Annotated in this window: 18 protein-coding genes; 11 read left to right on the top strand and 7 right to left on the bottom strand. The window is 73.7% G+C overall.

Features of this window, described 5'->3' with window-relative positions:
* Positions 1-53 precede the first annotated feature (53 nt).
* From ACIRRS_RS16550 to ACIRRS_RS16540, 3 genes are all read left to right on the top strand, one after another.
* Positions 54-1,595, top strand: coding sequence for an MFS transporter (locus ACIRRS_RS16550; protein ID WP_402970870.1), 1,542 nt, complete (start codon positions 54-56; stop codon positions 1,593-1,595).
* Entirely contained in the window at positions 1,592-1,867 is a 276-nt protein-coding gene (locus ACIRRS_RS16545; RefSeq protein ID WP_402970868.1) for a DUF5302 domain-containing protein, read from the top strand. The genes ACIRRS_RS16550 and ACIRRS_RS16545 overlap by 4 nt, the downstream gene beginning before the upstream one ends.
* A 138-nt stretch (positions 1,868-2,005) precedes the next feature.
* Positions 2,006-2,764, top strand: a complete 759-nt coding sequence (locus ACIRRS_RS16540; RefSeq protein ID WP_402970865.1) for a 4'-phosphopantetheinyl transferase — start codon at positions 2,006-2,008, stop codon at positions 2,762-2,764.
* On the opposite strand, the gene ACIRRS_RS16535 is transcribed toward ACIRRS_RS16540, so the two are convergent.
* The 3 genes from ACIRRS_RS16535 to ACIRRS_RS16525 form a co-directional block, all read right to left on the bottom strand.
* Positions 2,749-3,522 carry a thioesterase II family protein gene (locus tag ACIRRS_RS16535; RefSeq protein WP_402970863.1) on the bottom strand — a complete coding sequence of 258 codons (774 nt, stop codon included), beginning with the start codon at positions 3,520-3,522 and terminating at the stop codon, positions 2,749-2,751. The two genes, ACIRRS_RS16540 and ACIRRS_RS16535, sit on opposite strands and share 16 nt — an antisense overlap.
* A 25-nt stretch (positions 3,523-3,547) precedes the next feature.
* A complete protein-coding gene (gene ccrA, locus ACIRRS_RS16530; RefSeq protein ID WP_402970860.1) occupies positions 3,548-4,885 on the bottom strand; it encodes a crotonyl-CoA carboxylase/reductase in 1,338 nt (445 codons plus the stop codon).
* A gap of 95 nt (positions 4,886-4,980) precedes the next feature.
* A complete protein-coding gene (locus ACIRRS_RS16525; RefSeq protein WP_402970858.1) occupies positions 4,981-5,190 on the bottom strand; it encodes a hypothetical protein in 210 nt (69 codons plus the stop codon).
* Between the two features lie 313 nt (positions 5,191-5,503).
* Here ACIRRS_RS16525 and ACIRRS_RS16520 point away from each other — a divergent pair, with 313 nt between their 5' ends.
* Positions 5,504-6,589 carry a Gfo/Idh/MocA family protein gene (locus ACIRRS_RS16520; protein ID WP_402970855.1) on the top strand — a complete coding sequence of 362 codons (1,086 nt, stop codon included), beginning with the start codon at positions 5,504-5,506 and terminating at the stop codon, positions 6,587-6,589.
* 189 nt (positions 6,590-6,778) lie between these two features.
* Here ACIRRS_RS16520 and ACIRRS_RS16515 read toward each other — a convergent pair whose 3' ends face one another.
* On the bottom strand, positions 6,779-6,964 hold the full coding sequence (locus tag ACIRRS_RS16515) for a hypothetical protein (RefSeq protein ID WP_402970852.1): 186 nt from the start codon (positions 6,962-6,964) through the stop codon (positions 6,779-6,781).
* Positions 6,965-7,331: 367 nt separating this feature from the next.
* Between ACIRRS_RS16515 and ACIRRS_RS16510 the strand changes: the two genes are divergently transcribed.
* The 3 genes from ACIRRS_RS16510 to ACIRRS_RS16500 all read left to right on the top strand — a co-directional run bounded on the left by ACIRRS_RS16510 (position 7,332) and on the right by ACIRRS_RS16500 (position 10,233).
* On the top strand, positions 7,332-7,994 hold the full coding sequence (locus ACIRRS_RS16510; protein ID WP_402970849.1) for a DUF4097 family beta strand repeat-containing protein: 663 nt from the start codon (positions 7,332-7,334) through the stop codon (positions 7,992-7,994).
* 49 nt (positions 7,995-8,043) lie between these two features.
* Positions 8,044-9,162, top strand: a complete 1,119-nt coding sequence (locus ACIRRS_RS16505) for a serine hydrolase domain-containing protein (RefSeq protein WP_402970846.1) — start codon at positions 8,044-8,046, stop codon at positions 9,160-9,162.
* Positions 9,163-9,264: 102 nt separating this feature from the next.
* Positions 9,265-10,233 (top strand): LLM class flavin-dependent oxidoreductase, encoded by a 969-nt coding sequence (locus tag ACIRRS_RS16500; protein WP_402970843.1) that lies wholly within the window; start codon positions 9,265-9,267, stop codon positions 10,231-10,233.
* 40 nt (positions 10,234-10,273) lie between these two features.
* Here the strand turns inward: ACIRRS_RS16500 and ACIRRS_RS16495 are convergent, their stop codons facing one another.
* Positions 10,274-10,849, bottom strand: coding sequence for a TetR/AcrR family transcriptional regulator (locus ACIRRS_RS16495; RefSeq protein ID WP_402970841.1), 576 nt, complete (start codon positions 10,847-10,849; stop codon positions 10,274-10,276).
* A gap of 147 nt (positions 10,850-10,996) precedes the next feature.
* Here ACIRRS_RS16495 and ACIRRS_RS16490 point away from each other — a divergent pair, with 147 nt between their 5' ends.
* The gene (locus tag ACIRRS_RS16490; protein WP_402970840.1) at positions 10,997-11,860 is read left to right on the top strand and encodes a class I SAM-dependent methyltransferase; all 864 of its coding nucleotides are present in this window, start codon (positions 10,997-10,999) and stop codon (positions 11,858-11,860) included.
* A gap of 26 nt (positions 11,861-11,886) precedes the next feature.
* On the opposite strand, the gene ACIRRS_RS16485 is transcribed toward ACIRRS_RS16490, so the two are convergent.
* Both ACIRRS_RS16485 and ACIRRS_RS16480 read right to left on the bottom strand, forming a co-directional pair.
* A complete protein-coding gene (locus tag ACIRRS_RS16485; RefSeq protein WP_402970837.1) occupies positions 11,887-12,393 on the bottom strand; it encodes a hypothetical protein in 507 nt (168 codons plus the stop codon).
* The gene (locus ACIRRS_RS16480; RefSeq protein WP_402970835.1) at positions 12,390-12,980 is read right to left on the bottom strand and encodes a hypothetical protein; all 591 of its coding nucleotides are present in this window, start codon (positions 12,978-12,980) and stop codon (positions 12,390-12,392) included. Before ACIRRS_RS16480 ends, ACIRRS_RS16485 begins: the two co-directional genes overlap by 4 nt.
* 187 nt (positions 12,981-13,167) lie before the next feature.
* Between ACIRRS_RS16480 and ACIRRS_RS16475 the strand changes: the two genes are divergently transcribed.
* The 3 genes from ACIRRS_RS16475 to ACIRRS_RS16465 are packed head-to-tail and all read left to right on the top strand — an operon-like array spanning position 13,168 to position 16,021.
* The gene (locus ACIRRS_RS16475) at positions 13,168-14,154 is read left to right on the top strand and encodes an ABC transporter ATP-binding protein (RefSeq protein ID WP_402970833.1); all 987 of its coding nucleotides are present in this window, start codon (positions 13,168-13,170) and stop codon (positions 14,152-14,154) included.
* Positions 14,138-15,094 (top strand): ABC transporter permease, encoded by a 957-nt coding sequence (locus ACIRRS_RS16470; protein ID WP_402970830.1) that lies wholly within the window; start codon positions 14,138-14,140, stop codon positions 15,092-15,094. The genes ACIRRS_RS16475 and ACIRRS_RS16470 overlap by 17 nt, the downstream gene beginning before the upstream one ends.
* A gap of 9 nt (positions 15,095-15,103) precedes the next feature.
* Positions 15,104-16,021, top strand: coding sequence for an ABC transporter ATP-binding protein (locus ACIRRS_RS16465; protein ID WP_402970827.1), 918 nt, complete (start codon positions 15,104-15,106; stop codon positions 16,019-16,021).
* The last annotated feature ends 33 nt before the right edge of the window (positions 16,022-16,054 follow it).

Here is a 16,054-nt window from a genome sequence, read left to right as displayed (position 1 = left end):
CGGCCCCGAGCAAGGGCCGCCCGCCGTACGCACCCGACCCCGGAGGTCACCTCGTGTCCACCACCACCGTGCAGGAGGCCGTGCGGCCCGCCGCCGCACCTCCCGCCCCCGCCCCCGAGGAAGCCGAGGAGGAGGCCTCCGCGCCGCTCAGGCTGCGCTGGCTGCTCCTCGCCGTCGTCACCGGCGCCTCCTTCCTGGACAGCCTCGACGTCAACATCGTCACCGTCGTCCTGCCCGCCGTGCAGCGCGACCTGGGCACCGGATTCGCCACCGCCCAGTGGACGCTGGCCGGTTACGCCCTCGCCTTCTCGCTCCTGCTGATCACCGGCGGCCGCCTCGGCGACATCCACGGCCGCAAGCGGGTGTTCCTCGCCGGGGTGGCCGGGTTCACCCTCGCCTCGGCCGTCTGCGGCTTCGCGCCGAACGCCGAACTCCTCGTCGCCGCCCGGCTGGTGCAGGGCCTGACGGCGGCGCTGATGGTGCCGCAGGTGATGTCGGTGATCGTCACGCTGTTCCGGCCCAAGGAGTGGCCGGTGGCCTTCGCCGTGCTCGGCGCGGCGCTGACCCTGGGCAGCGTCGGCGGCCCGCTGCTCGGCGGGCTGCTCACCGGGCTGGACCTGTTCGGCCTCGGCTGGCGGGTGATCTTCCTGGTCAACGTGCCGCTGGGCGCGCTGATCACGGTGCTCGCCGCCCGCCTGCTGCCGGAGACCAGGCAGGAGGGCGGCCCCTCCCGGCTCGACCTGCCCGGCGTCGCGCTGCTCACCGCGGCCGCGTTCGCCCTGATGTACCCGCTGGTGCAGGGCCGCGAGCAGGGCTGGCCGGCCTGGATGCTGCTCTGCGCCCTCGCGGCGCCCGTCCTGCTGACCCTCTTCGCCCTCCAGCAGCGCCGCCGCCACGCCCGGGACGCCGGTGCCCTGGTGCCGCCGCCGCTGTTCGCCCGGCGCAGCTTCGCCGTCGGCCTGGCGGTGACGCTGCTGGCCTTCACCGGCATCGGCTCGCTGGCGCTGATCCTCACCTACCACCTGCAGTACGGCCTGGGCTGGTCGGTGCTGCGCACGGCGCTGGCGACGGCGGCCTGGCCGGTCGGCATCGCCGTGACCTTCCAGATCGCCTGGCGGCACGGGATGCGGCGCGGCCGGCTGTTCGTCGGCGCGGGCGCGGCGGTGATGGCGGCCGGCTCGCTGCTGCTGATGGCGGCGGTCCGTACGTCCGGGGCGGGCCTGTCCTGGTGGCAGGTGGCCGGGGCGGAGCTGGTGGTCGGCTTCGGGATGGGCCTGTGCTCGCCGGTGCTGGCCTCGACGGTGCTCAGCGAGGTGCCGCCGCAGGACTCGGGGGCGGGCTCCGGGGTCGTCAACGCCGTCACCCAGTTCGGCTCGGCGGCCGGGGTCGCGGTGGTCGGCGCGATCTTCCTCTCCGCGACCGGCGACCTGGGGGCGGGGGCCGAGGCCGCTGCCGACCCCGCCCGGATCGACCGCTTCTGCTCCGCCACCGGCGCGACGCTCTGGTACAACGCCGCCGCCTTCGCGCTGACCGCCCTGCTCAGCCGCCTCCTCCCGGGCCCGGCGCCCGCTCCGACCGAAGGAACCAGCTCATGACCTCCTCCAGACCCGCGATCGCCCCGCTGTCCGCCTTCCACCCGCTGTTCCGCCCACTCACCACGGAGGTCCCCATGACCGCGAACACGTCCGCCGAGCTCACCGCCGCTGCCGCCCCGCAGGACGACCTGCGCCGCCGCTTCCAGGAGGCGCTCGGCCAGAAGGGCGCCGCCGGCCAGGCCCGCGAGGCGCAGCAGGCCGGCCGCAGCAAGGTCGGCGACCTGCACGGACCGGCCGCCCGCAAGCGCAGCTTCCGCCGCAAGACCGGCTGAGCGCCGGAACACGGGCGGATCGGACGGCGGGCGGGGCTCCCCGAACAGGGGCCCCGCCCGCTCTCCGTCGGCCCCGATCCCTCTCGATCCCTCTCGATCCCTCTCGATTCCTCGAACCATGAAGGTGTGTGAGGTGCCGTGATAGAAGACATCCTGCCGGCCGAGGTGGCCTCGGCCGAGGCGTTCAACGACAGCCTGGAGGGCCCGCTCTACCCCGAGGAGGCGGCGCAGATCGCCCGGGCGGTGGAGTCCCGGCGGCGCGAGTTCACCACGGCGCGGCTGTGTGCCCGCCGGGCGCTGGCCCGGCTGGGGCTGCCGCCGGTGGCGGTGCCGCCGGGCCCGCTGGGCGAGCCGCGCTGGCCGGCCGGGGTGCTGGGCAGCATCACCCATTCGACGAACTACCGGGCGGCGGCGGTGGCCAGGACGGCGGACGTGCTGGCGCTGGGCATCGACGTGGAGCCCGATCTGCCGTTGCCCGAGGACCTGTTGGAGTCGATCGCCTCCCCGCAGGAGCACGCCCGGCTGCTCGACCTGGAGCGGGCCGCCGCCGAACCGGTGAACTGGGGGCGGCTGCTGTTCAGCGCGAAGGAGAGCGTCTACAAGGCCTGGTTCCCGCAGGGCCGGCGCATCCTGGACTTCTTCGACGCGGACGTCACCTTCGGCCCCGAGGGGTCCTTCCGCGCGCGGCTCCTCCTCACCCCGCTGGAGCGGGAGTTGGGGCTGCGGGCGGACTACGCGGGCCGCTGGCTGGCACGCGGCGGGCTGCTGCTGACCACGGTGGTCACGCTCGCGCCCGCCCGCGTGCCGCAGCTGGCGACCGGACCGGTGACGAATGTAGGGGCGCCCCTGGGGGCATCGAACGGGGCGCCCCGGCTCGGGGGTTACGGTGTGCGCTGAGACGTACGGGCCGTCACCAGGTGCTGCCGCAGGACGTCCGTCACCGCGGCGGCCTGCTCGACGAGGTAGAAGTGCCCACCCGGGAAGTCCCGCGTGGCGAAGCCTCCGCCCGTGTGCCGGCCCCAGAGCAGCACCTCCTCGTGCGGTGCCTTGGGGTCGGTGTCGCCGTTGAGCGCGGTGATCGGGCAGCGCAGGGCGGCGTCCGGGCCGCAGCGGTACGTCTCCACCGCGGTGTAGTCCGCGCGCAGGGCCGGCATGACCATCCGCAGGAAGTCCGCGTCGGCGAGCAGCGCGGCGTCCGTCCCGGCGAGGCCCTGGAGTTCGGCGACGATGCCCGCGTCGTCGCGCAGGTGGACGGTGCCGGTGCGCGGCACGGACGGGCCGCCGCGGCCGGAGGCGAACAGGTGCACCGGCTCCAGCCCGTCCGCCTCCATCCGGCGGGCGACCTCGAAGGCGACGACGGAGCCCATGCTGTGCCCGAAGAGGGTGACGGGCCGGGCGGCCAGCCGGGGCCGCAGCGCCCCGTACACGAGGTCGGCGAGGACGCCGATGTCGCTGGGCGCGGTCTCGTCGTGGCGGTCCTGGCGGCCGGGGTACTGGACGGCCACCACCTCGGCCACGTCCGCGAGTTCGGCCGAGAGCGGGTAGAAGAAGCTGGCCGAGCCGCCGGCGTGCGGGAAGCAGACCAGCTGGCCGCCCCCGTCCGGGGCGGGGTGGTACGTCCGGGCCCAGAGGGAGTCCTCGGTGGCGGTGGTCATGCGGGGTCTCCTCCTCGGAACCGGGTCAGGTGGTGCGGAAGCGGTCGATGGCGGGCAGGTGCCGCGCGCGCATCTCGTGGTCGCGCACGCCGAGCCCGGTGCGCGGGGCGAGGCCGAGCACGCCGACCTTGCCGCTGTGCAGGTTGCGGTGCACCGCGCGGGCGGCCTCGCCGACCTCGTCGAGCGGGTGGGTCACGGACAGCGTCGGGTGCACCATGCCGCGGGCGACGAGGCGGTTGGCCTCCCAGGCCTCGCGGTAGTTGGCGAAGTGGGTGCCGACGATCCGCTTGAGCGAGGTCCACAGGTACCGGTTGTCGAACTGGTGCTGGAACCCGGAGGTGGAGGCGCAGGTGACGATCGTCCCGCCGCGCCGGGCCACGTAGACGCTGGCGCCGAAGGTCTCCCGGCCGGGGTGCTCGAACACGACGTCCGGGTCGTCCCCGCCGGTGAGTTCGCGGATGCGGGCGCCCAGGCGCTTCCACTCGCGCGGGTCCGGCGTCTGCTCGTCCTTCCAGAACCGGTAGCCCTCCCGGGCCCGGTCGATGACGAGCTCGGCGCCCATGGACCGCACCAGGGCCGCCTTGCGCTCGTCGGAGACCACGCAGACGGGGATGGCGCCGCCGTTGAGGGCGAGCTGGGTGGCGTACGAGCCGAGGCCGCCGCCCGCGCCCCAGATCAGCACCACGTCGCCCTGCTTCATGCCGGCGCCGTTGCGGGAGACCAGCTGCCGGTAGGCGGTGGAGTTGACGAGCCCGGAGCAGGCCGCCTCCTCCCAGGTCAGGTGCTCGGGCTTGGGCATCAGCTGGTTGGCCTTGACCAGGGCGAGTTCGGCGAGGCCGCCGTAGTTGGTCTCGTACCCCCAGATCCGCTGCTCGGGGTCGAGCATGGTGTCGCCGTGGCCGTCCGCGGACTCCAGTTCGACGCAGAGGCAGTGCGCCACGACCCGGTCACCGGGCCGCCAGCGGGTCACCCCGGGGCCGGTGCGCAGGACCACGCCGGCCAGGTCGGAGCCGACGACGTGGTACGGGCGGTCGTGGTGCGCGGCGCCGGGCCGGGTGCGGCCGTAGCGCTCCAGGAACCCGAAGGTGGGCACCGGTTCGAAGACGGCGCTCCAGACGGTGTTGTAGTTCACCGCGCTCGCCATCACGGCGACGATCGCCTCGCCGGGGCCGAGCGGGGGAGTGGGGACGTCCTGGACGCGCAGGGACTTGCCCGGGTCCTTGTCCCGCGAGGCCATCCCCTCGAACATCCCGGCCTCGTCCTTGAGCACCACCGCGCCCCGGTACGACTCGGGAAGCCTCAGTGCCGCGAAGTCCGCGGCGGTGGCGGTGTCGGCCTGGATCGTGCTGATGATCTCTTCCACCGGTCCCCCTCGTGATCGCCCGTGGTCGTCTGTTCGGTTGCCTGGTCGCCTGGTTGCCTGGTCACCAGGTCGCCTGATTGCTGTGTGACGGAGGCTCAGCCCCAGTGGGTGTCGGCCGGCTTGACCGGGCCGCCGCCGGTGCCGCCGGTGGTGCTGGTCACGGTGGTGTCGGTGGCGCCGGCGCCCCAGTGGGTGTCGTCGGTGAGGCCGGTGGGGGCGACGACACCGAGGCCGATCACGCCGGCGAGGGCGGTGCCCGCGACGACGCCGGCGACCTTGCGGAGCTTCTTGGTGGTGTCGAACATGTCGGTTCCTCCGTGGTGTGTGCTGCTTCGTGCTGCTTCAGATTGCTTCGCGCTGCTTCGTCCCACGAGTCCCGGCTGCTGCGCCGTCCTCGTGGTGACCACACAACCGTTCGCCGCCATCGAGCCCCTTTCGAGCGGTCCTCCACCACCGAAGCCCGGGCGACTGCCCGCCGATAGCGAACGGATAGCCCCATCGGCCACAGCCGCCCCGGGCGTCGGAGCCGACGGTCCGTCAGCCCTGGAATTTCCGTACGGCCCGGGGCCTTTCCCCCACCGGACAGCCCTTGTCCGCCGACCACTTGGGGGCCCTGGCATGGCAGAGCAGCAGATCCGCGTGGGCATCCTCGGCGCGAGCCCCGACCGGGGATGGGCCGCCCGGGCACACGTCCCGGCCCTGGCCGCGCTGCCCGGCTATCGCCTCACCGCCGTCGGCACCAGCCGCCCCGAGAGCGCCCGCGCCGCCGCCGCGCTCTTCGGCGCGGAGCACGCGTTCACCGACGCCCGACGCCTCGCCGAGCACCCCGAGGTGGACCTGGTCGTCGTCACGGTCAAGGTCCCCGCCCACCTCGACCTGGTCGGCGCCGCCCTCGCGGCGGGCAAGCACGTCTACTGCGAGTGGCCGCTCGGCGTCACCACCGAGGAGGCCGTCGCCCTCGCCGACGAGGCGCGGGCGGCCGGCGTCCACCACGCCATCGGCCTCCAGGGGCGCTACGCCCCGGCCGTGGAGCGGGCCCGCGAGCTGATCGCGGCCGGGCGCCTGGGCCGGATCACCTCCGTCACCGTCCACGCCACCCGGCCCAAGGGCGCCGGCGGGCGGATCCAGGCCTGGGCCGCGTACACCCTCGACCGGTCCACCGGCGCGGGCACCGTCGAGGTCGCCGGCGGCCACACCCTCGACGCCGTACGGCACCTGCTCGGCGCCGAAAGCGCCGAACTCGACCACCTCTCGGCCTCGCTCTCCCTCCAGGCGCCCACCGTCACCGTCGCCGAGACCGGCGAGACGGTCGAGGCCACCAGCCCCGACCACCTGCTGGTGAACGCCGTGCTCACCGGCGGCGCCGTCCTCTCCGCCCACATCCACGACGGGCGGGCGACGGAACCGGGCACCCGGGTGGAGGTCTCCGGCACCGAGGGGGACCTCGCCCTCCTCTCCGCCGGCCCCCAGGCCCCCGCCGGCCTCCAGATCGGAGAGCTGCGCCTCCTCCTCGGCGAGGGCGGCGCGTTCCGCGAGGTCCCCCTGCCCGCGCCGCACCCCCACGGCGAGTCCACCCACGTCGGGCGCCTCTACGCGGCCCTCGCCGAGGACATCCGCACCGGCGCCCGGACGGTCCCCGACTTCGCCGAGGCCGTGCGCCTGCACCGCCTGCTCGACGCCGTCCGGAGCGCGTCCGCCGTTTAGCCGCCCACCCCCTCGCGCAGCCGCCCCAGCGCCGGCCGCGGCTCCCGGCGGGTGCCGAGCGGGAGGATGGCGGCGCGCCCGGGTGCGGCCGGGCCCGTCCGGGGTGGCGGCCATGCCGATGACCAGGAAGCGGCTCTGCAGCCGGCACCAGCCCGGCCGGAGCACCCCGTCGAAGCGGGCCCGCAGGCCCTACCGGCTGCGCGCCGGCGCCACCAGCCGTTCGCCGTCCGCGCGCACTATCCGTACGGTGCTCATGTCGTGCTGGAAGCGCCCGAACTCGCCCTCCAGGTCTCCCATCACCGCCCACACCCGGGCGAAGGGCGCGTCGACCACCCCTTCGGTGACCCGGGCGCCGCGCACCCCCGCCGCCAGCACGCTGCCGCCGCCACCAGCAGCACCCCGGCCGGCGGCAGCAGCACCGGCGGCGTGAACGGCACCTCCGCGTTCAGCACCGCCTGCGACAACCCCCGCGCGTCCCCGGCCGGCCACCGACCGGGTTCAGCAGGGTGACGGCGGCCCCGTCCTTGCGCCGTTTCCCGCTCCCGATGCCCCGGCATAGCGTTCAGTCTTAGGTCAATGCAACGATCAGGCGGCCGCCCATTGCATTCGATTCATCGCCGATGCAACGATTTCACCGCTCTCACCTGCTGTAATACAAATTCTCTGCGACGATTCTGTTGCGCGATGTGTGAACGCAACGTAGCTTTTCCGTTGTCGGAAACAAACGCAGGAGGAGAGCACGATGCAGAAGTTCGACACCACCACCCCGATCACCGCCGTCCTGGACATCCCCGCCGGCCGGGTGCAGCTCATAGCCGCCGACCGGACCGACACCGTCGTCGAGGTCCGCCCCGCCACTCCGTCCAAGAGCCGCGACGTCCGGACCGCCGAGCAGACCACCGTCACCCACGCCGACGGCGTCCTGCGGATTCGCACCGGCGAGGCCGAGAACGCGCTCCTCGGCTCCGGCGCCATCGAAGTCACCATCCAGCTGCCCGCCGGTTCCCGCATCGAGGCCCGCACCGACGCCTGCGAACTGCGCGGCGTCGGCCGCCTGGGCGACGTCGACTTCCAGGGCGCCTACCGCCACATCAAGATCGACGAGGCTGCGAGCGTGCGCCTCGCCGCCGTCGACGGCGACATCGAGATCGGCCGCCTCACCGGCCCCGGCCGGATCGACACCAGCCGCGGCGATATCCGCATCGCCGAGGCCGTGTGCGGCACCCTCACCCTGCACAGCGAGGCCGGCGACATCACCGTCGTCGCCGCCGCCCGCACCTCCGCCTCCCTCGATGCCGGCACCGCTCACGGTCGCATCACCAATGCCCTGCGCAACGACGGCACCACCGACCTCGACATCCGCGCCACCACCAACCACGGCGACATCACCGCCCGCAGCCTCTGACCAGCACCGTCCACCCCGGGCCGAGCCCATCGCGAGACAAGGAACGATCATGAGTGAGTCCCTCCGGACCGTCGAGAACACCGCCGCGCAGGACCGCCCCGAGCTGAGGGCGGCCATCCAGGAGTGCGTCGATGCCGGCTTCGCCGGGATACAGATGCGCGTGCACGACGAGCGCGGTGAGTGGGTCGGCAGCGCCGGGGTGCGCAAACTGGGCGAGAGTGCCGTGCCGTCGACGGACGGGCAGTTCTGGGTGGGCAGCTCCACCAAGACCTTCACCGCGGCCCTGGTGCTGTCCCTGGTCGCCGACGGAGCGATCGGGCTGGACTCCCCGGTGGCCGAGTACCTGCCCAGGTTCGGGCTGGACGAGCGGATCACCGTACGGATGCTGCTGCAGCACACCAGCGGGCTGTACAACTGCACCGGCGAGCTCGACCCCGACGGGACCTTCGTGCCCGGGCTCCCCTCGATAGGCAAGGAGTGGGTGAACAACCGCTTCCACAACTACCGGCCGGACGAACTGGTGCGGTTCGGCCTGTCCCAGCCCGCGCGGTTCGAGCCGGGGACCGACCAGAGCTACTCCAACACCAACTACACGCTGGCCGCGTTGTTGGTCGAGGCGGTCACCGGGCACTCGTACGCCGAGGAGATGGAGCGGCGGATCCTGCGGCCGCTCGGGCTTCGGGACACCGTGATGCCGGGCGACTCGTCGGAGATCCCCGGCCCCCACGCCCACGGCTACTACCGCTACGAGGACGGCGGGGAGTGGAAGGCGGCGGACGTCTCTCGCCAGAACCTCTCGCTCCTGGTCGGCGCCGGGGACATGATCTCGACCACCCGGGACCTCCACACCTTCTTCGCCGCGCTGCTCGGCGGCAGGCTCCTGCCGACGCCGCTGCTGGACGACATGCGCACGCCGCACGGGATGCTCGGCTACGGCCTCGGGCTGTTCGTGCAGGACCTGGGCCCGGACCACGGCATCATCGTCCACCACAACGGCGGCGCCCCGGGCGGCTACGGCGCGCTGATGATCGGCACGCCCGACGGCGGCAGGACCCTGACCGCCGGCCTGACCACCGGCGACGCCGCCATCGACCTGGCGCAGGTGTTCCCGAAGGCACTGGGCCGGCTCATCGACGCGGTGTTCTGTGACGGGCAGGCCGCAGGCTGACGGTCGCCACGACCTACGTGGTGATGCTCCTGAACCTCATGGCATCAGGTGACCGACGGTGGATGAGGACGAGGTCCACGGGTTCAGGGGAGGGGCCGTCGGGTGAGGTCGTGGAGGCGGCACGGGAAGAGAGGGACACCTGCCCCCGAGGATCTTCGGTGGCACCCGGTTAGGGTCGATGGCATGCGACTGAGTACGGTGATCCTCCCCATCCACCGGTGGGCCGAGGGGCAGAAGATCTGGCGGCGGGCCGAGGACCTCGGGTTCCACGCCGCCTACACCTACGACCACCTGAGCTGGCGGTCCTTCCGCGAGGAGCCCTGGTTCGGCTCCCTCCCGACGCTGACGGCGGCGGCCTGCGCCACCGAGCGGCTGCGGCTCGGGACGCTGGTGACCTCGCCGAACTTCCGCCACCCGGTGACGCTGGCGAAGGACCTGATCACCCTGGACGACGTGTCCGGCGGGCGGATCACGCTGGGGATCGGGGCCGGGGGGACGGGGTTCGACGCGACGGCGATGGGGCAGGAGGCGTGGTCGCCCAAGGAGCGGGCGGACCGCTTCGGGGAGTTCCTGCCGCTGCTGGACGAGTTGCTGAGGAACGATGCCACGACGCGTGAGGGTGCGTACTACTCGGCGGTCGAGGCCCGGAACATCCCCGGCTGCGTGCAGACCCCGCGCCTGCCGTTCTACGTGGCCGCGGCCGGCCCGCGCGGGATGCGGCTGGCGGCCGAGTACGGGCAGGGCTGGGTGACGTACGGGGACCCGAAGGGCCCGGCGGACGTGCCGGTGGAGCAGGCGCCCGACGTGATCAGGAGCCAGATCGCGAAGCTGACGGCGGCCTGCGAGAAGACGGGCCGCGACGTGGCGACGCTGGAGAAGATGCTGCTCCAGGGCTCGACGGCGGAGAAGCCCCTGGAGTCCCTGGACGCCTTCGTCGACTGGGCGGGCACCTACCAGGAGCTGGGCATCACCGAGCTGGTGATCCACTGGCCCGTCCCCGACTCGATCTTCGCCAACGACCTCGCCGTCTTCGAGCGGATCGCCACCGAGGGCCTCGCCCAGCTCACCTGAGCCCCTCCCATGAGCGGGCCCGCACACACGCCGGGCCCGCTCATGGCGCCACCGCGCCGCCCGCGACGGTGGCGACCAGCCGTTCGAGGAGGCGCCGCCCCTCCTCCCCGGCCGAGGCGCCGGTCATGAGCAGGTGGTGCACGGTGCCGACGATCGCCAGCGCGATGACCGCGCGGTCCGCCTCCTCGCGGACCCGCCCGAGCCGTTGCTCCGCCGCCAGGTAGTCGGCGATCAGCCCCTCCACCGCGCCCGGCCCGGGTGCCCCGCCCGCCCACTCCTCCCGGACCCGCGCGGCCACGCCCGGCCGCGACATGGCCGCCGCGGTGAGCGCCGGGCCGTTCGAGCCGAGGAGCGTCCGGGCCGCCCCGGCCAGGTGGCCGAGCACCTCGCCCGTGCCCGCGAGGGTGGGCAGGGGGGCCAGTTCCTCGGCGACCTGCCGGAACCGGTTCAGGACGAGCTGGGTGACGAAGTCGTCCAGGTCGGTGAAGTGGTTGTACAGCAGCCCCTTGGCGCAGCCCGCCTCCTCCGTGACGGCCCGGTTGGTCAGGCCCGCGGGCCCGCCGCGTTCCAGCACGCGCTCGGCCGCGTCGAAGAGCCGCTCCCGGACGTTCGGCACCGCAATCCCACGAGGTGACAAGACTGGCCTCCCACAAGGCACTTGAAAGTATGGGCGCCTGCCCATACTTTGAATGAGCAGGCGCCCATACTAGGGGGCGTCCGCTCGGACCTGCACCGACGGCAGGACATACGGGGAGCCGAACCGATGACCGGTCACATCGTCAACACCGAGCAGTCCCAGGCCTGGAACGGGTACGAGGGCCACCACTGGAGCGACCACGCCGACCGCTGGAACGCCGTGAACAGCGGCTTCAACGCGCCGCTGCTCGCCGCGGCGGCCGTACGCCCGGGCGACACCGTCCTCGACATCGGCTGCGGCACCGGCCAGACGAGCCGCCTAGCGGCCCGGGCAGCGAACGGGGGCACGGGCACGAACGGGGGAACCGTCCTCGGGCTCGACATCTCCGGGCCCATGCTCACCCGCGCCCGGGCCCTGGCGGCCGAAGAGGGCCTGGCCAACCTGGAGTTCCGGCAGGGGGACGCCCAGGTCCACGCCCTGCCGGCCGACGGCTTCGACGTGGCCCTCAGCCGCTTCGGCGTCATGTTCTTCGCGGACCACGCCGCGGCCTTCGCCAACCTCGCGGGCGCGCTGCGCCCCGGCGGGCGGCTCGCCTTCGTCTGCATGGCGGACCCCGCCCGTACGGAGTGGGTGCCGATCTTCGCCGCCCTGCGCGACCTCGCGCCCACGCCCCCGGCCGACCTCGCCTCGGGCCCCGGCATGTTCTCCCTCGCGGACCCGGACCACCTGCGCCGGCTCCTCACCACCGCGGGCTTCTCCGCCGTCGACGTCGAGGCCGTCGAGGCCCAGGGCATCTGGGGCGGCGACGCCGAGGACGCCGCCTCCTTCCTCCTCGCCTCCGGCCCCGCCCGCCACCTCCTGGCCCACCTCGACCCGCACACGGCCGCCCGGGCCCGCACCGCCCTCACCGACCGCCTGCGCACCTACGAGACCCCTGCCGGAGTCGCCCTCCGCAGCGCGGCCTGGCTGGTCACCGCCACCCGCGCCTGAATCCGGCCGCCGACCTCGGCCCGGGCTCACACCACCGCGAGCCCCTCCGGCCCGCCCGGGCAGTGGAGTGGGCGCTCGGCGGCGCGGCGGGCGAAGTCGCGGGCCAGTTCGGCCATGCGGGAGGAGTCCGGGCCGTCCGGGAGGAGCCTGTCGTCGGGGCCGGTGAGGCGGACGAGGGCGTGGTAGCGGGCGTCGCCGCAGACGAAGGAGGCGGAGCCGACGCCGTCGCCGCCCCGGCGGGCGGGGCCGGGGGAGGCCTCGGCGGTGAGCCGGCGGCCGCCCGCGCCGGTGACCGAGCAGGTGACGGTCGGGGAGCCGGTGTCCCGGTGGTCGGTGCGGACGCGGACGCGGGGCTGCCCGCCGAGGAGATCGGGGAGGGAGGGGTCGTCGAGCAGGCCCAGGCACTCGCCGTGGCCCAACTGGACGGCGGCCGGCCGGTAGGAGGTCCGGTCGAGGTACACGTGCCAGCCGAGGAGCCCGCCGCCGAGGGCGAGGGCGGTGACGCCCGCGACGACCGTACGGGGGTGCTTCATCGGCAGAGCTCCTTCGCCATCGAGGGCAGCAGGCCGCGGGTGAACTCCTCCAGGTCCGCAGCCGCGCCGCGCGCGGCCTCCCCGGTGTGCGCCTCCACCTCCAGGTACCCGGTCGGCTGCTCGACGCAGTTCAGGGCGACGGCCGCCCCGCCGGGCCAGGAGGCGGACAGCCCGCCGGCCCCGAAGGGGTGCGCGTCCGGCCGCTTCGCGCCCTCGCTCGCGAGCGTGAGCTGCCCTTCGCGCCGGACGGCGTCGACGGCGACCACCGTGCGCCCGTCGACCCGGACGACGCAGGAGCCCGTGGCCGTCCCCGCCGTCCAGTCCTCCGTGTCCTGCGCACCGCCCTCCGGCAGCAGCCGCCCGAGCGCGGTGCCGGCCCCGGTGGGCTGCCGGCACAGGAAGGCGGAGCGGCCGGGGGCGTCCTCGGGCCGGTGGCCCTGCCAGTCCCGCCAGCCGACGTACCCGGCGGACGCCGCCAGCACCGCCAGCACCACGGGCAGCGCCCACGGGCCGTCCCGCCACACGGAGAACCGCAGGGAGATCCGATCGGCCGCGAACCGTCCGATCCGGCCGACGAGTTCACGCACAGGGCCCCCTAGGTCAAGAGTTCGGCAAGGGTACCGGCCCGCGCCGAGCCCCCGACCCCGAGGCCCCCGCCCGCGAACCCCTAGGGGAGAGGCGCCCCGGAGTCATACCGCAGCATCAGCGACCCGCCGCAGACCTCGTCATTCCAGCTCATGGCCCTTGCCGCGCCCGCCCGTTACGTTGTGAGGCGTGTCCACAGCTGTCATCAAGACGGACGGCCTCACCAAGAGGTTCCCCCGCGTCACGGCCCTCGACCAGCTCACCGTCGAGGTGCAGCCGGGGGTGGTCGGCCTGGTCGGGGCCAACGGCGCGGGCAAGTCCACGCTCATCAAGATCCTGCTCGGGCTGGCCCCGGCGACCTCCGGCCGGGGCGAGGTCCTCGGCCTGGACATCGCCACCCGCGGCTCCGAGATCCGCGAGCTCGTCGGCTACATGCCCGAGCACGACTGCCTGCCACCGGACGTCTCCGCCACCGAGTTCGTGGTGCACATGGCCCGGATGGCGGGCCTGCCCGCCACCGCCGCCCGCGAGCGCACCGCCGACACCCTGCGCCACGTCGGCCTGTACGAGGAGCGGTACCGCCCGATGGGCGGCTACTCGACGGGCATGAAGCAGCGCGTCAAGCTCGCCCAGGCGCTGGTGCACGACCCGAAGCTGGTGCTGCTGGACGAGCCGACCAACGGCCTCGACCCGGCCGGCCGCGACGAGATGCTCGGTCTGATCCGGCGCGTGCACAGCGACTTCGGCATCTCGGTGCTGGTCACCACCCACCTCCTCGGTGAGCTGGAGCGCACCTGCGACCACCTGGTCGTCATCGACGGCGGCAAGCTGCTGCGCTCCTCCTCCACCGCCTCCTTCACCGAGGCGACGGCCGTCCTCGCCGTCGAGGTCACCGACCACCCGCGGGACCAGGCGCTGGAGCCGGGCCCGGCCGTCCGCGAGCGCCTCGCCGCCGCCGGGCTGTACGTGCAGCCGGAGGGCTCGCACGTCCTGCTGGTCCGGCTGGCCGGCGAGGACACGTACGACACCATCCGCGACGCCGTGGCCGAACTGGGCCTCGGCCTGGTGCGGTTGGAGCAGCGCCGCCACCGCGTCGCCGAACTCTTCACGGACGGCGCCGAATCGACCGACGCACCGCAGACCAGGGGAGGTACGGACGATGTCGCTGCCTCCTGACACCAGGCCCACCGGCACCACGCCCGCAGGCGCAACGCCCACCGGGACCACGCCCGCCGGCACCACGCCCGCCGACACCGGCGTCATCCACGACATCGGCTACCGCGGCTACCAGGGCCCCCGCCTCGGCCGCGCCTACGCCACCCGCTCGCTCTTCACCCAGAGCCTGCGCGCCGCCTACGGCCTCGGCCGCTCCGGCAAGTCCAAGGTCCTGCCGATGCTGGTCCTCGGCGCGGTCACCGTGCCCGCCGCGATCATGGTCGCGCTCGCCATCACGACCAAGCAGGACACCCTCCCCGTCGAGTACACGGGCTACCTCTCCGCCCTCGGCCTGGTCATCTGGATCTTCCTCGCCGCCCAGACGCCCGTCCTGCTCTCCCGGGACCTGCGCCACCACACCGTCCCGCTGTACTTCTCCCGCCCGATCACCCGCGCCGACTACGTCCGCGCCAAGTCCGCGGCCATGTTCTGCGCGCAACTCCTCCTGATGACAGCACCGTTGGTGGTGCTGTACGTCGGCGCGCTGCTCGGCGGGATGGACTTCGGCGACAACACGGAGCACTTCCTCCAGGGCCTGTTCGCCGCCGTGCTCTACGCCCTGGTGCCGACCTCGATCGCCCTGGTGATCGCGGCGAGCACCCCGCGCCGGGGCTTCGGCGTGGCCGCCATCATGGGCTACCTCGCGGTCAGCGCCACGGTGGCGGCCGTCTCCGTCGGCATGACCCGGGGCACGGACAGCGCCGACGCCGCGCAGTGGACGGCCCTGATCTCGCCGGACAGCCTGGTGGAGAGCCTGGTCAACGAACTCTTCGACCTGGGTACGGGGTTGGACCGCCGCCACGCGCCGGGCGGGCTCGGCCTGATGGTGTTCGCGCTCGTCGCCGTGGCGATGGTGGCCGGTTCCCACCGGCTGCTGCTGCGCCGATACAAGACCATCTGAGAGGGCGGCATGGCCACCATCACCATCGACAAGGTCTCCCGCTGGTTCGGGAACGTGGTCGCGGTCAACGACGTCTCCATGACGATCGGCCCGGGCATCACCGGCCTGCTGGGCCCCAACGGCGCCGGAAAGTCCACCCTCATCCACATGATGAGCGGCTTCCTGGCCCCCTCCAGCGGCTCGGTCACCCTCGACGGCGCGCCGATCTGGCGCAACCAGGAGGTGTACCGGCGGATCGGCCTCGTCCCCGAGCGCGAGTCGATGTACGACTACCTGACGGGCTGGGAGTTCGTCCTCGCCAACGCCGAGCTGCACGGCCTGGAGCACCCCGGTGCCGCCGCCCGCAGGGCCCTCGACCTGGTCGAGATGGACTACGCCAAGGACCGCCGTACCGGCACCTACTCCAAGGGCATGAAGCAGCGCGTCAAGATGGCCTCCGCGCTGGTCCACGACCCGTCCGTGCTGCTGCTCGACGAGCCCTTCAACGGCATGGACCCGCGCCAGCGCCTCCAGCTCATGGAGCTGCTGCGCCAGTTCGGCGCGGACGGCCGGACGGTGCTCTTCTCCTCGCACATCCTGGAGGAGGTCGAGCAGCTCGCCCGCCACATCGAGGTGATCGTGGCCGGTCGGCACGCCGCCTCCGGCGACTTCCGCAAGATCCGCCGGCTGATGACGGACCGCCCGCACCGCTACCTCGTCCGCTCCAGCGACGACCGCCGCCTCGCCGCCGCCCTGATCGCGGACGGCTCCACCTCCGGCATCGAGGTGGACGAGCGCGAACGGGCGCTGCGCATCGAGGCGGTGAACTTCCAGGGCTTCACCACCCTGCTGCCCGCCGTGGCCCGCGAGGCCGGCATCCGGCTGTACACCGTCTCGCCGGCGGACGAGTCGCTGGAGAGCGTCTTCTCCTACCTGGTCTCCGCATGAGCGGCCTCAGGGACAAGCACCCCGACCACCCGA

This window comes from Kitasatospora sp. NPDC101183 (assembly GCF_044767945.1).
Lineage (GTDB): Bacteria > Actinomycetota > Actinomycetes > Streptomycetales > Streptomycetaceae > Kitasatospora.
The sequence above is the reverse complement of the archived record's forward strand: the minus strand, read 5'-3'. Positions and strand labels throughout refer to the sequence as shown.